The sequence below is a fragment of the Streptomyces sp. NPDC006923 genome (genome assembly GCF_040635655.1).
Classification (GTDB): Bacteria; Actinomycetota; Actinomycetes; order Streptomycetales; family Streptomycetaceae; genus Streptomyces.
Window position 1 is genome coordinate 372,765 of record NZ_JBEYIF010000005.1, and the last position, 12,364, is coordinate 385,128.

Genomic DNA, 12,364 nt, shown 5'->3' on the forward strand with positions numbered 1-12,364 from the left:
CGTACGGGCCGCCCCGGCGAAGGCTCAGATGACCGGCGGGCGGCCCAGCGCGGTCATACGGCCGACGGTCCGCCAGCGCATCGGACGGCGTGAGCCGCACGCGGTCCTGGCGCCTTCGAAGAAGCCGCCGAACCACGCGCGCAGTCCGCTCGCCGAGCGCGTACGGGCCACCGTGAGCAGGATCCATGTGCCGAGGTAGACCGGCACGAGCAGCGCGGGCAGATGCCGGCGGGCCAGCCAGACGCGGTTGCGGGCCGTCATCCGGTAGAACTCGGCGTGCCTCGCGGGTGAGGTGCGCGGATGCTGGAGGACCAGCTCGGGCTCGTACTGGATCTTCCAGCCGGCGTCCAGCGCGCGCCAGGCGAGGTCGGTCTCCTCGTGGGTGAAGAAGAACTCGTCGGGCCAGCCGCCGGTCTCTTCCAGCATCGCCATGGACAGCGCGTGTCCGCCGCCGAGGAAGGTGGTCACCTCGCCGCCGCGCATCGGGTCGTCGACGCGCAGGCGGGGCACGTGCCGCCGCTGGGTGAAGCCGGTCTCGTCGGCGATCCGGAAGCTGACGATGCCCAGCCGGGGATCGGCCTCGTACAGATCGGCGACCCGGGTGATCACATCGGCCTCGATCAGCAGCCCGTCGTCGTCCAGATCGACCAGCACGTCCACGTCACCGGTCTCGCGGAGCTTCTCCATGGCGACATTGCGCCCCCCGGAGACACCGAGGTTCTTCTCCAGCTCCACTCCGATGACGCCCTCGGGCAGCTCGGGAAGCGGCGCTCCATTGCCGACCACGACGATCCGCGACGGGGCCTCACGCTGCTTGGCCACGGAGTCCAGCAGGGCCCGGAGCTCAACGGGCCGGGTTCCCATGGTCAGCACGGCCACACCCACACGCGGTCGGGACACGTCCAGATCACCCAGCTCTCATTGACGGCATGAGGACCGATGCTATCCGGCCGTCGCCACCCTTCGGTCACCGGAAGGTATCTCTGCCGTCCCCTTGGGTTCATCTTTGTGCGAACCGGCCCGGCCGCCGTGCGGCGAGCGGCCCGGAGCACCCCGGAATAACGCCGGCGGCGGGGGCGGTTGCGCCCACACGTAAGCCGCACGGGCCGTGACCGACAGTGACGGCGGCGTCCGCTGGGACCGGTACCGCGTGGCGCAGGCCGACGAGAGGGAGGGAACGGTATGCGTGCTCTGCTGTACGACCCCGAGGCACCCGGCGGGCTCCGAGACGGGGAGGCGCCGGATCCGGTGCCGGAGCCGTCCCAGGCGCTGATCGAGGTCCACGCGGCCTCGTTGAACTTCGGCGAGATCGTCTACCGGAAGGGCCATCTCGAACCCGGCCATGTCTCCGGCTGGGACGCCGCGGGTGTGGTGGTGCGGGCCGCGGCCGACGGCTCGGGGCCCGGGCCGGGCACCCGGGTGGTGACCTTCGGCTGGGCCGGGGCGTGGGCGGCGCTTCGCGCCGTGGACACCGCGCAACTGGCCGTCGTGCCGGACGGCGTGGAGCTCGGGGCCGCGAGCGCGCTGCCCGTCGCGGGCGTCACCGCGCTCCAGGCGCTGCGGCTGCTCGGCCCCGTGGTGGGCCGCCGGGTGCTGGTCACCGGGGCCTCGGGCGGAGTCGGACGGTACGCGGTGCAGCTCGCGGCCCGCGCGGGCGCGCGGGTCGTGGCCTCGGTGGGCAGCCCGGCGCGCGGCGAGGGGCTGCTCGCGCTCGGCGCGGACGAGGTCGTCATCGGCCCTGAGCAGGTCTCGGCGCCGGTCTTCGGGGTGCTGGACAACGTGGGCGGTACGCAGCTCGCCGAGGCGTTCGCGCGGGTCGAGCCGGGCGGCTCGGTCCAGTCCATCGGCAAGGCGTCCTTACAGCCGACCGTCATCGACTTCGAGGCGGAGCGGCTCAGGGGCGGGCGGAAGCGGATCGAGGTCTTCACGGTGGCGTCCCCGGTCGGGGCCGATCTGGCGTATCTCGTCGGTCTGCTGGAGCGCGGAGAGCTGGATCCGCAGATCGGCTGGCGCGGCCCGCTGGAGCGCGCGCCGGAGGCGGTGGAGGAGTTGCTCGGCCGCCGCGTACGCGGCAAGGCCGTACTCGACGTCGTGGGCGGCTGACCGCCCCGTCGCGACCAGGGCGGGCCCCGGACGCCGGGGCACCCACCGGGGCCCGCCGGTGCGCCGCCGCGTACCGCCAACTCCCTTGTCCGGAAAGGACGCTGACGCCACAAGGGCCACAGGAGGCACCGTTTTCACCTCATGCCCCCTGTGAAACACTTCCCGTCATGGCGGTGCTCGGAGAGGGGCGTGGGCGCCGCCGCTCTGCCCCGGCGCGCACGGCCGGTCCCGAGTCCGCCGCGTGCCCGAGGGCCCCGGACCGCCGCCCGCACCCGCGTGGAGCCCGCACCGCCGGACCGGGAAGCCCCCGCCGGGCCCTGGCCCTTCCGGGGGGAAATGCGCCCGAGCGCCCGCGGTCTCTGCCGGTGACGCCCCACAGATCGATCCATTCAACGGAGTTCCGCATGGCCGCAGCCACTCCCAAGCCTCAGGTCGACACCAGCAAGCCGCACCCCGCGCGGGTCTACGACTATCTCCTGGGCGGCAAGGACAACTATCCGGTCGACCGGGAGATCGGGAAGCAGCTCCCGGACGTCTCGAAGCGTGACGCCCAGCTCAACCGCGCCTTTATGCACCGCGCCTGTGCCTGGGTGGCACGCAGCGGTGTCGACCAGTTCCTCGACATCGGCACCGGCATTCCCACCGAGCCGAATCTGCATCAGATCGTCCAGAGCATCGCTCCGGCGTCCCGCGTGGTCTACACCGACAACGACCCCATCGTGCTGCGCCACGCGGAAGCACTGCTGGTCAGCGCGCCGGAGGGGGTCACCGACTATGTCCAGGGAGATGTGCGCGCGCCCGAGGAGATACTCGCGCACGCCCGGACCGTGCTGGACTTCAGCCGCCCCGTCGCCCTGTCCCTCATCGCCCTGATGCATTTCATCCCCGACGAGGAGGACCCGTACGGCCTCACCCGCACCCTGGTGGACGCCCTGCCGTCCGGCAGTGTGCTGCTCTTCTCGCACGGCACGGCCGACTTTCAGCCGCAGAATCTGGTGGGCCGGGTGACGGGCGCGTACGGGAAGGGCGGCATCAGCCTGCGGCTCCGCAGCCATGCCGAGGTCAGACGGTTCTTCGACGGCCTCGATCTCGTCCCGCCCGGACTGGTGACCGCGCCGCAGTGGTACCAGGTGCCCCCGGCCCCGGCCGACGAGCACAGCTCCTTCTATGTCGGCGCCGCCCGCGTCCGCTGAGAGCGGGCCCCTCCGACCGCCTCGGCCGGTCCCGGCGTCGTTGCCGGTGCGTGTCCGCTCTCCTATATTCCTCAGCAGAGATCAGACGGGCGTTCTCATCGCGAGGAGAGTCACCATGCTCACCAAACAGCAGGCGGCCGAGGCCGTCCGTCGGGCCAAGGCGGAGCTGGGCCTGAGCTGGGCTCAGATCGCCGAGGCGGTGGGCCGGCCGGTGGCATGGACGACCTCGGCCCTGCTCGGGCAGCAGCCGATGAGCGCGGACGAGGCGAACGCCGCCGCGGCCTTCCTCGATCTGCGCAAGGACGCCGTCATGGCGTTCATGGCGGAGCCCACCCGGGGCGGGCTGGACTCCGCCGTCCCCGTCGATCCGACCGTCTACCGTTTCTACGAGATCGTGCAGGTCTACGGGCCGACCATCAAGGAACTGATCCACGAGGAGTGCGGCGACGGCATCATGAGCGCCATCAACTTCCGTTTCGATGTGCGGCGGGTGCCCGATCCGGACGGTGACCGGGTCGTTGTCACGCTCGACGGGAAGTTCCTGCCGTACCAGTGGTGAGGCGGACGCCTCCTGCCGCGGCGCGGCCGGTGCCCGCCGTCAGACCGGCTCCGCGGGCCAGTTCAGCAGCCTGGCGCCGATGACGGCCGTCTGGAGCGTGTAGCGGTGCAGCGGATCGGCCGGATTGGCGCCGGTGAGCCGGTGGATCCGCGGGTGGTGAGCAGGATGCTGCGGTCACCGAACCGGCTGATCATGGCCTGCTCCACGGAACGCGACACGGCGTCGCCCTCGTCGTACGCGGACATGCCCTCGGCGACCGCGACGGCGTGCGTGTGCGCGAGCCGCAGCCCGAACCGTTCGGCCAGCTCAGCGAGCCGCCCCAGGTCACTGCGCCCGTAGAGCAGGTCGTCGATGAACTCCCGCCGCGCGGCGGCCTCCTGACGCACCGCCAGACGCTGTGCCCGCTCGTACCCCTCGGCGAACGCGTCGACGGACTGCTCGACGGCGGCGCCCCGCCAGATACTCGTCCGGTATTCCGTGCCGCTGCGCGCTCCCCGACATGCCGCCCCCGAATTCCGCCGGATCCCTGCCGCATTTTCGCACCCAGGGTCCCCGGCGTCGCCGTGGTGGTGCGGCACGGATCGGCCCGGACCGTCGTCGGAACGGTCCGGGCCCCGGTGGTGCGACGAGCCGCTCAGACGGTGCCGAGGGCGGCGCGCAGTGTGCCGATCGCCTGGGTGATGGCGGCCTCGGCGGCGTGTGTCTCGCGCAGCGCGTTGAGCATCACGAAGTCGTGGATGATGCCCTGGTAGCGGACCGCGATGACCGGCACTCCGGCCTCGCGGAGCTTGTTGGCGTACGCCTCGCCCTCGTCGCGCAGGACGTCGGCCTCGCCGGTGATGACGAGCGCCGGCGGCAGGCCGGTGAGCTGCTCGGTGGTGGCGCGCAGCGGCGAGGCGGTGATCTCGGCGCGCTGGGCGGGGTCGGTCGTGTACTGGTCCCAGAACCACCGCATGGCGTCGCGGCGCAGGAAGTAGCCCTCGGCGAACTGCTCGTACGAGCCGGTGTCGAACGACGCGTCGGTGACCGGGTAGAAGAGCACCTGCTGGACGAAGCGGACATCGCCGCGCTCCTTGGCGAGCAGCGTCAGCGCGGCGGTCATGTTGCCGCCCACCGAGTCACCGGCGACGGCGAGGCGCGAGGCGTCGAGGCCCTGGGCCGTGCCGTCGGTGCCGATCCACCGGGCGACGGCGTAGCTCTGCTCGACGGCCACCGGATAGCGGGCCTCGGGGGAGAGGTCGTACTCGGGGAAGACGACGGCGGCGTTCGCGCCCACGGCCAGTTCGCGGACGAGCCGGTCGTGGGTGTGGGCGTTGCCGAAGACCCAGCCCGCCCCGTGTATGTAGAGGATCACCGGCAGGGTGCCGGTGGCGCCGGCCGGCCTGACGACGCGGACCCGGACGGAGCCGGTGGGACCGCCCTGCACGGTCAGCCATTCGTCGGTCACCGCGCGGACGTCGACCGGACCCGACTGGACCTCGTTCACGGCCTCGCGGCCCTTGGCGGGACCGAGGTCGAAAAGGTACGGCGGGTTCGCGGTGGCCTCGGCGAACGCGGCGGCCGCGGGTTCGAGTACGGGGCGGTCGGAGCGGGTCTCGGACATGTCGTTTCCTCGGGTGCGCAGGGGCCGCCGGCCGGAGCCGGCGGTGGGGTGATTCCCACAACCAGAAGAGTAGAGGGCAACTTGATTGTGTGCAACTGAATGGCGAGCGCTAGAGTCATGGAGGCGAGACAATGGGATGAACGCCTCGTAGACGCGATGGAAAGTGGGCGCGATGAGCGACACAGGAACAGCCGAGTCCCGGCAGGACTTCACCCTCCGCCTCGACGACCAGCTCTGCTTCGCCCTGTACGCGGCCTCCCGCGCGGTGACCGCCCGCTATCGGCCGCTGCTCCAGGAGCTCGGCCTCACCTATCCGCAGTATCTGGTGATGCTGGTGCTGTGGGAGCGGGACTCCGCGTCGGTGCGGGATCTGGGCGAGGCGCTCCAGCTCGACTCGGGCACGCTGTCACCGCTGCTCAAGCGGCTGGAGACATACGGACTGATCCGCCGGGAGCGGCGGCTGGAGGACGAGCGTTCCGTCCTGGTGAGCCTCACCGAGGAGGGGGAGGCGCTGCGTGAGCGCGCGGACGCCGTGCCTCCGGCGATGGGGGAGGCGATGGGCCTGACGCCGGAGCAGACCGGCACGGTCAGGTCGATCCTGCGCACCCTGATCGCCAATGTCACGGCGGACGACTGAGTCGCGGTCCCCGCCCGGCGAGTCAGCTCGCGCACCAGCCGCTCCAGCGGCTGATCCCGACCTCGATGACCGGTCCCGCCGGCGGGCGGCCCTCGTAATGGGGCCGGTACTTGTCCACCAGCAGGGCCACGTCCCGCGCGGACCCGGCGGACCAGGACGCGGGGGGCAGCTCCACCGCGCGGCCGTCGGCGCGGGCCCACCACAACCGGTCCCACTCCTCGTCGTAGCCGTCCGCGAGCAGGCAGACCTCCGGATTGACGGCGATATTGGCGAGCCGCTTCAGCCGCAGGGACCGTTTCGGCTTGTGGTCCACCGCCATCACCAGCGTGTCTCCGTCCAGGGCGAAGACGACGGGCACCAGATGCGGCCGGCCCCAGGCGTCGGCGGTGGCGAGCCGGATCACCCGGCAGCACGCCAGCCGGTCCCGCGCCTCCACACCGCTCAGACGGGGCATCGTGGCCTCCTCACAGCCTTGTGGCGGGTCCCGGCAGAGGTCAGCGGCTCTTGTCCATGACCGCCGCCATCTCGTCCAGCTCCCGGAACGTCTCGGCCTCCGGCATCGCCGGCAGCGAGAACAGGATCCGCTCCACACCGAGCCGGGAGTACGCGGCGGTGTCCTCCGGGTCGGGCGGCGCCCAGTACACCGTCACCGGCACATCACGTCCGGCCGTCTCGCGCAGCCGCCTCATCTGCGGGCCGAGCCTGTCCGGTGGCACCTTGCTGACCAGCCAGGCGTCCCCGAACTCCGCCACCCGGCGGAAAGCCCCCTCGCCGCCGCCGACATAGACCGGCGGGTGCGGCTTCTGCACCGGCTTGGGCCAGAGATAGACGGGGTCGAAGTCCACGAACTCACCGTGGAACTCGGCCTTCTCCTCCGTCCACAGAGACAGGATGGCCCGCAGCCGCTCATCGACCAGCCGGCCGCGAGTGGACGGATCGGTTCCGTGGTTCTCCATCTCCTCGCGGTTCCAGCCGATGCCCACACCGAAGATGACACGGCCGCCGGAGACGACGTCCAGGGAGGCCACCTCCTTCGCGGTGATGATCGGATCCCGCTGCGAGAGCAGGGCGATACCGGTGCCCACCAGCAGCCGCTCGGTGGCCGAGGCGGCGGCGGTCAGCGCGACAAAGGGATCGAGCAGCCGGTAGTACATCTCCGGCAGCTCACCGCCGTCGGGATACGGAGTCCTGCGGTCCGCCGGGATATGGCTGTGCTCGGCGATCAGCAGCGACTCGAAGCCGCGCTCCTCGATCGCTCCGGCCAGCTCGGCGGGGCCGATGCCCTGATCGGTGATGAAGCTCGCAATTCCGAATTTCACGACGGCTCTCCTCGGGTTCGGCGCCGTACGGGACCTGGGCGAGACGCCCGGTTCTCGAACGGCGGCCGAGGAACAAACGCCTCCCCCACCCAGTCTGCTCCGTAACCTCCGCATATGTCCCGGCGAGGCGCGGGCACCCGGCATACGGCGCCGCCGGAGCCGTGGAGAGACCGCGGCGGCGCCGTGCGCGAGGCCCGTTCGCGTACGGCGCCGGTCCGCCGTCCGCGTTACGCCGGGAGGTCCTCCGGCAGCAGCAGCCGCAGATCGTCCAGGTCGGGCGCGGCCACCGCGCTGAGCCGCCTCGCCTGGCGCGTCATCATCACGTCGAGCAGACTGCGGGCCGTGCGCGCGTTGCCGAAGGAGCGGTCGCGCGGCAGGGCGTCCACATGGGCGCGCAGCGCGTCGAGCGTCTTCGGCGCGCAGTCGTACCCGGAGACGGAGGCGTGCTGCTCCAGGATGCCGACCAGCTCGTCGGTGGTGTAGTTCTCGAACTCCACGGACCGGGTGAACCGCGAGGCGAGTCCCGGGTTGGAGTCGAGGAACCGGCCCATCTCCTCGGTGTATCCGGCGGCGATGACGACGACGTCGTCCCGGTGGTCCTCCATCAGCTTCAGCAGCGTCTCGACGGCCTCCCGGCCGAAGTCGGAGGTCGCGCCCTCGGGAGTCAGGGTGTAGGCCTCGTCGATGAACAGCACACCGCCCAGGGCACTCTCGAAGACCTCCTTGGTGAGCTGCGCGGTGTGGCCCACGTACCGGCCCACCAGGTCGGCGCGCGCCACCTCCACGAGCTGGCCCTTGGGCAGCACACCCAGGGAGTGCAGCAGCTCGGCGTAGAGCCGGGCCACCGTGGTCTTGCCGGTGCCGGGCGGGCCGGAGAAGACCAGATGGTGGCTGATCTTCGGCGTGGGCAGCCCGGCGGCCTTGCGCTGCCTGGTGGCGGCGAGCAGCGAGACCAGGTCGGTCACCTCGCGCTTGACGGCGCCCAGGCCGACCATCGCGTCGAGCCTGGCCAGCAGCTCCTCGGAGTTCCGGCCGCCGTCCGCGCCGGCGTCCGCGTTCTCCGCCACGTCCTCGGGCAGCAGCAGCGAAAGATCGCGCTCGGCCGGGTCCGCCATCGAACTCAGCCGGAACGCCTGCCGGTCCACCATCTCCTCGAACACCCGCCGGGCCGCACGGCCGTTGCCGAAGGCGGCGTCCCGGGTCATCCGCCCGTAGTGCGCGGCGAGGGCGTCCAGAGTGCGCGGATCCAGCTCGTACCGGTGCGCCTCGCACATGGACTCGGTGATCGTCACCAGCTCCTCGACCGAGTAGTTGGCGAACTCGATGGTGCGGGTGAACCGCGACGCCAGGCCCGGGTTGGAGGAGAGGAACGAGCCCATCTCCTCGGTGTATCCGGCGGCGATGACGACCACGTCGTCCCGGTGGTCCTCCATCAGCTTCAGCAGGGTGTCGACGGCCTCCTTGCCGAAGTCGGCGCCGGAGCCCTTGCCGTCGGAGAGCAGGGTGTACGCCTCGTCGATGAACAGCACCCCGCCCAGCGCCTCGTTGAACGCCTCGGTCGTCTTGATCGCCGTGCCACCGATGATCTGCGCCACGAGGTCGGCGCGGGACACCTCCACGAGATGCCCGGAGCGCAGCACGCCCAGCTCCGTCAGAATGCCGCCGTAGAGCCGGGCCACGGTGGTCTTGCCGGTGCCGGGCGGCCCGGAGAAGACAAGATGGCGGCTCATCGGCGGTGCGGGCATGCCGAGCCGGGCCCGCCGCTGCGCGAGCTGGTTGAGATTGACGAGGGTGCGCACCTGGTGCTTGACGTCGGCGAGGCCGACCAGCGACTCCAGCTCCTCCAGCGGTCCTTCGGGAGCGGCGGTCTTGCCGCCGCTGCCCTCGCCCGGTCCCTGCGGGGCGTTCTCGGCGGCCGTGTCGCCCCAGGCGTCCGGGACGGCGTTGCCCGCGCTGGTCAGGTCCTCCACCGTGAGCCGGTCGCCGGCGCGCGTCTGCCGAAGCCCCGCGCCACGGTTGTCCCGCACGGTACAGCCGGTCACGGAGATCTGTTCGGCGCTGTCGACCCGGATGCCGTCTCCCAGACTGCCGGTGATCTGGGAGGAGTTGAGCGAGGCGCGGGCGCCGTTCGCCAGCAGTACGCCGTGCGCGCCGGACTCCAGGACCTGGGTGCGGAGGACGGAGAGCCCGCCGCCGCTCTCAATGGCGACACCGGACGCGCCGCTCGCCTGGACACGGCAGTCCCGTACGGTGCCGAGACCCTCCTGAGCCACCTGGACGCCGGACTCGGCGGACGCCTGGACGGTCGTGTCACGCAGCTCGGGATTGCCGCCCGCGGCGATCCGCACACCCGAGCCGCCCGCGCCCTCGATCTCGCAGTGCTCCAGGCGCCCCCGGCCGTCCTCGACGACCTCCACACCGTGGCCGCGCGGCGAGACGATCCGGGCGCGGCGCACCAGCGGATTGGCGCCGGTGCGCACGAGGATGCCCGTACCCGCGGCGTCCGTCACCTCCAGCCGGTCGAACTCCGCCGCCGACTCCTCCTCCAGCACAACGGCACCGGTCTTGTCCGCGCAGTCCCGCACCGCCGTGTCGGAGAGCATCGGCGCGCTCGATCCGATCACCCGGATCGCCGGGGCGGCCGACGCGTCGAACTCGCAGTCCTTGAAGGAGCCCCGGGAGCGTTCGGTGACGGTCAGGCCGTTGCCCTTGGTGCGCGCGGTGCGGCAGCGCAGCAGCTCGGGGTCGGCGCCCGAGGCGAGCGCGATCCCGGGACCGGTGGTGTCCGTGACCGTGACCTGGTCGAGGGACGGCCGGGAGCCGCTCGTCACATAGACGCCAACGGCGGTGTCGTGGACGGTGGTGCGCAGCACCCGGGTGGCGCTGCTGCCCTCCAGCGCGACGGCCGGCTTTTCCGCGCCGGAGATGTCGCAGTCCTCGATCAGGCCCTGTGCCTCGCCGTTGGCCAGGATCCCGTTGCCCCGGGCGTCACGTATGCGGCAGCCGCGCACGGTCGTACGGGCCTGCTCGCTGAGGACGATGCCGGACGTGCCGAGGTTCTCGATGACACAGTCCGCTATGACGCTGCCGGTGTCGGCGGTGTCCACGACACCGGCGCCGACCGGATTGGAGACCCGGCAGTCGCGCATGGCCAGCGCCCCGGTCTCCCGGGCCAGTACGGCCGTCCAGCCGGAGCCCACGACGGTGCAGCCGTCCATGGCGACCTGGCCGCGCGGCGCGTCCACCACGGGGAAGTCGTCGCTGCCGCCGCGCAGCGTGAGATCGGTGAGCATCACCGCGTCGGCGACCAGGACGAGCGCGGTGCCGCGGCGCGGGCAGATCTCGACGCTGCCGCGCTCGCCCTCCGCGACGATGGTGACCCGGTTGCGGACCGTCAGATTCTCGGGATAACGGCCGGGCCGGACGCGGATCACCGCTCCCGTACGCGCCTTCGCCAGGGCCTCACCGATCGTCCGGAAACTGTCCGGTTCTTCCGGGCACACCGTGAGCAACTGCCGTGACACGCTCGGACCTCCTTGTTTCGCCGCCACCGCCGATCCTCCCTGTCCAAGGGGGGAGGGAGCAGTGGGACGTCGGTGTGCGCCCGGTGAAGGCTACGGGAACGGGTACTTCATCATCCACACAGGAGCATGCGGTTGGTGTGCCGTTCGCGTCGTCGCGCCGTCATCTCGGCCGCATAGGATGCCCGCCATGCGACGCGCCAGGACTCACCGTCTCCCTGTGGTACGGGCGTTGGCGGCCGCCCTGCTCTCCGCCGCACCGCTGGCCGCCGCCGGATCACCGGCGGTCGCGGCGGACTCCGTCGAACTGCCCGTCGTGCGCGCCACGCTGGCGCCCGACGATCCGTGCGCGAAGGCGTCGCCCAGGACGGCCCGGTCCGAGCCGTGGACGGTACGGGCCCTGGGGCTCTCGCGGGCCGCCCTGATCTCACAGGGCGCCGGAGTGACCGTCGCGGTGGTGGACACCGGCGTGGGGACGGGGATACCCGGGCTCTCCGGCCGTGTCTCGGCGCTCGGCGGCGCCGGCGAGGACTGTGTGGGGCACGGCAGTTTCGCCGCCGGGCTGATCGCGGCGGCGCGTATCGACGGGGTGGGTCCGGTGGGAGTGGCGCCCGGCGCGCGCATCCTGGCCGTGCGTGGCACGGACGGACGCGGCGTGGCCACGGCGGCGCTGCTGGCGGACGGCATCCGGGCCGCCGCGGACGGCGGGGCCCGGGTCATCTACGTCGGATCCGCGCTGGCCACCGGCAAGTCCGTACTGACGTCCGCGGTCGCCCACGCGACCGAGCGGGACGCCCTGGTGGTCGCCCCGGCGGCGCCGGACGCGCTGCCCGTGGACCGGAGCGCCCCCGGCGGTGTCGCACGGGCCGAGCCCTGGTACTGGCCCGCGGCCGTGCCCGGCGTGCTGTCCGTCTCGGACTACGGCCCCGGCGGGGCACGTCCGGCCAACGCGCCGGTGGTCTCCGGCGTGGACCTCGCGGCGCCGGGCGACGCGGTGGTCAGCGTCGGCCCGAAGGGGCCGGGGCACTTCCTCGGCTCGGGAGCGTCGCTGGCCGCGGCGCACGTGGCCGGTGCGGCGGCGCTGGTACGGGCGCAGCATCCGGACATGACGGCCGCGCAGGTCTCGCGCCAGCTCACGGTGGCGGCGTACCCGGCGTCGCCGCCCCGGCTGGACCCGTACGCGGCGATGACGGCGGTGCTGACCGGCGCCCGGGGCACGGTGCCGCGGCCGGCCCCGGCGCGAGTGATCACGAGGCCCTCCACCGCGCCGCGCGACCGCGCGCTGATCATCGCGGGAGTGGGCGGGGGACTGGTGCTGCTGACGGCGGCAGCGGCGGTGGTGATCCCGCGCGGAAAGGCCCGGGGCTGGCGCCCGGCGGGCGAGTAGGGGCGAGGCGGGGCCGCTTCCGGCTCGCGGAGCCACGGTGGC

10 protein-coding genes and 1 pseudogene are annotated in these 12,364 nt (G+C 72.4%); 5 read left to right on the forward strand and 6 right to left on the reverse strand.

What is annotated here, in order from left to right; translation table 11 throughout:
* Positions 1-24: 24 nt before the first annotated feature.
* Entirely contained in the window at positions 25-900 is an 876-nt protein-coding gene (locus ABZ707_RS12790; RefSeq protein WP_360172222.1) for a glycosyltransferase family 2 protein, read from the reverse strand.
* Between the two features lie 282 nt (positions 901-1,182).
* On the opposite strand from ABZ707_RS12790, the gene ABZ707_RS12795 reads away from it, so the two are divergent.
* From ABZ707_RS12795 to cynS, 3 genes are all read left to right on the forward strand, one after another.
* Positions 1,183-2,103 carry a zinc-binding dehydrogenase gene (locus ABZ707_RS12795; protein ID WP_360172225.1) on the forward strand — a complete coding sequence of 307 codons (921 nt, stop codon included), beginning with the start codon at positions 1,183-1,185 and terminating at the stop codon, positions 2,101-2,103.
* A 404-nt stretch (positions 2,104-2,507) separates the two neighbouring features.
* The gene (locus tag ABZ707_RS12800; RefSeq protein WP_360172228.1) at positions 2,508-3,296 is read left to right on the forward strand and encodes an SAM-dependent methyltransferase; all 789 of its coding nucleotides are present in this window, start codon (positions 2,508-2,510) and stop codon (positions 3,294-3,296) included.
* A 115-nt stretch (positions 3,297-3,411) separates the two neighbouring features.
* The gene (gene cynS / locus ABZ707_RS12805; protein WP_360172231.1) at positions 3,412-3,855 is read left to right on the forward strand and encodes a cyanase; all 444 of its coding nucleotides are present in this window, start codon (positions 3,412-3,414) and stop codon (positions 3,853-3,855) included.
* Between the two features lie 39 nt (positions 3,856-3,894).
* Here cynS and ABZ707_RS12810 read toward each other — a convergent pair.
* Together ABZ707_RS12810 and ABZ707_RS12815 are read right to left on the reverse strand one after the other, a co-directional pair.
* Positions 3,895-4,304: pseudogene (locus ABZ707_RS12810) on the reverse strand (hypothetical protein); the annotation flags it as partial.
* Between the two features lie 185 nt (positions 4,305-4,489).
* The gene (locus ABZ707_RS12815; protein WP_360172234.1) at positions 4,490-5,458 is read right to left on the reverse strand and encodes an alpha/beta hydrolase; all 969 of its coding nucleotides are present in this window, start codon (positions 5,456-5,458) and stop codon (positions 4,490-4,492) included.
* 172 nt (positions 5,459-5,630) lie between these two features.
* Here ABZ707_RS12815 and ABZ707_RS12820 point away from each other — a divergent pair, with 172 nt between their 5' ends.
* The gene (locus tag ABZ707_RS12820; RefSeq protein ID WP_360172236.1) at positions 5,631-6,095 is read left to right on the forward strand and encodes a MarR family transcriptional regulator; all 465 of its coding nucleotides are present in this window, start codon (positions 5,631-5,633) and stop codon (positions 6,093-6,095) included.
* A gap of 22 nt (positions 6,096-6,117) precedes the next feature.
* On the opposite strand, the gene ABZ707_RS12825 is transcribed toward ABZ707_RS12820, so the two are convergent.
* The 3 genes from ABZ707_RS12825 to ABZ707_RS12835 all read right to left on the reverse strand — a co-directional run bounded on the left by ABZ707_RS12825 (position 6,118) and on the right by ABZ707_RS12835 (position 10,938).
* On the reverse strand, positions 6,118-6,549 hold the full coding sequence (locus ABZ707_RS12825) for a TIGR03668 family PPOX class F420-dependent oxidoreductase (RefSeq protein WP_360172239.1): 432 nt from the start codon (positions 6,547-6,549) through the stop codon (positions 6,118-6,120).
* 40 nt (positions 6,550-6,589) lie between these two features.
* Entirely contained in the window at positions 6,590-7,414 is an 825-nt protein-coding gene (locus ABZ707_RS12830; RefSeq protein ID WP_360172242.1) for an LLM class F420-dependent oxidoreductase, read from the reverse strand.
* 227 nt (positions 7,415-7,641) lie between these two features.
* The gene (locus tag ABZ707_RS12835) at positions 7,642-10,938 is read right to left on the reverse strand and encodes a right-handed parallel beta-helix repeat-containing protein (protein WP_360172245.1); all 3,297 of its coding nucleotides are present in this window, start codon (positions 10,936-10,938) and stop codon (positions 7,642-7,644) included.
* A 178-nt stretch (positions 10,939-11,116) separates the two neighbouring features.
* Here ABZ707_RS12835 and ABZ707_RS12840 point away from each other — a divergent pair, with 178 nt between their 5' ends.
* Complete coding sequence (locus ABZ707_RS12840; RefSeq protein WP_360172248.1) at positions 11,117-12,322, forward strand: S8 family serine peptidase; 1,206 nt, start codon at positions 11,117-11,119, stop codon at positions 12,320-12,322.
* The last annotated feature ends 42 nt before the right edge of the window (positions 12,323-12,364 follow it).

Excerpts from the sequence above, each read along its gene's own strand:
- ABZ707_RS12795 (WP_360172225.1), top strand. The coding sequence starts at position 1,183 with ATGCGTGCTCTGCTGTACGACCCCGAGGCACCCGGCGGGCTCCGAGAC.
- ABZ707_RS12800 (WP_360172228.1), top strand. The coding sequence starts at position 2,508 with ATGGCCGCAGCCACTCCCAAGCCTCAGGTCGACACCAGCAAGCCGCAC.
- cynS (WP_360172231.1), top strand. The coding sequence starts at position 3,412 with ATGCTCACCAAACAGCAGGCGGCCGAGGCCGTCCGTCGGGCCAAGGCG.
- ABZ707_RS12815 (WP_360172234.1), bottom strand. The coding sequence starts at position 5,458 with ATGTCCGAGACCCGCTCCGACCGCCCCGTACTCGAACCCGCGGCCGCC.
- ABZ707_RS12820 (WP_360172236.1), top strand. The coding sequence starts at position 5,631 with ATGAGCGACACAGGAACAGCCGAGTCCCGGCAGGACTTCACCCTCCGC.
- ABZ707_RS12825 (WP_360172239.1), bottom strand. The coding sequence starts at position 6,549 with ATGCCCCGTCTGAGCGGTGTGGAGGCGCGGGACCGGCTGGCGTGCTGC.
- ABZ707_RS12840 (WP_360172248.1), top strand. The coding sequence starts at position 11,117 with ATGCCCGCCATGCGACGCGCCAGGACTCACCGTCTCCCTGTGGTACGG.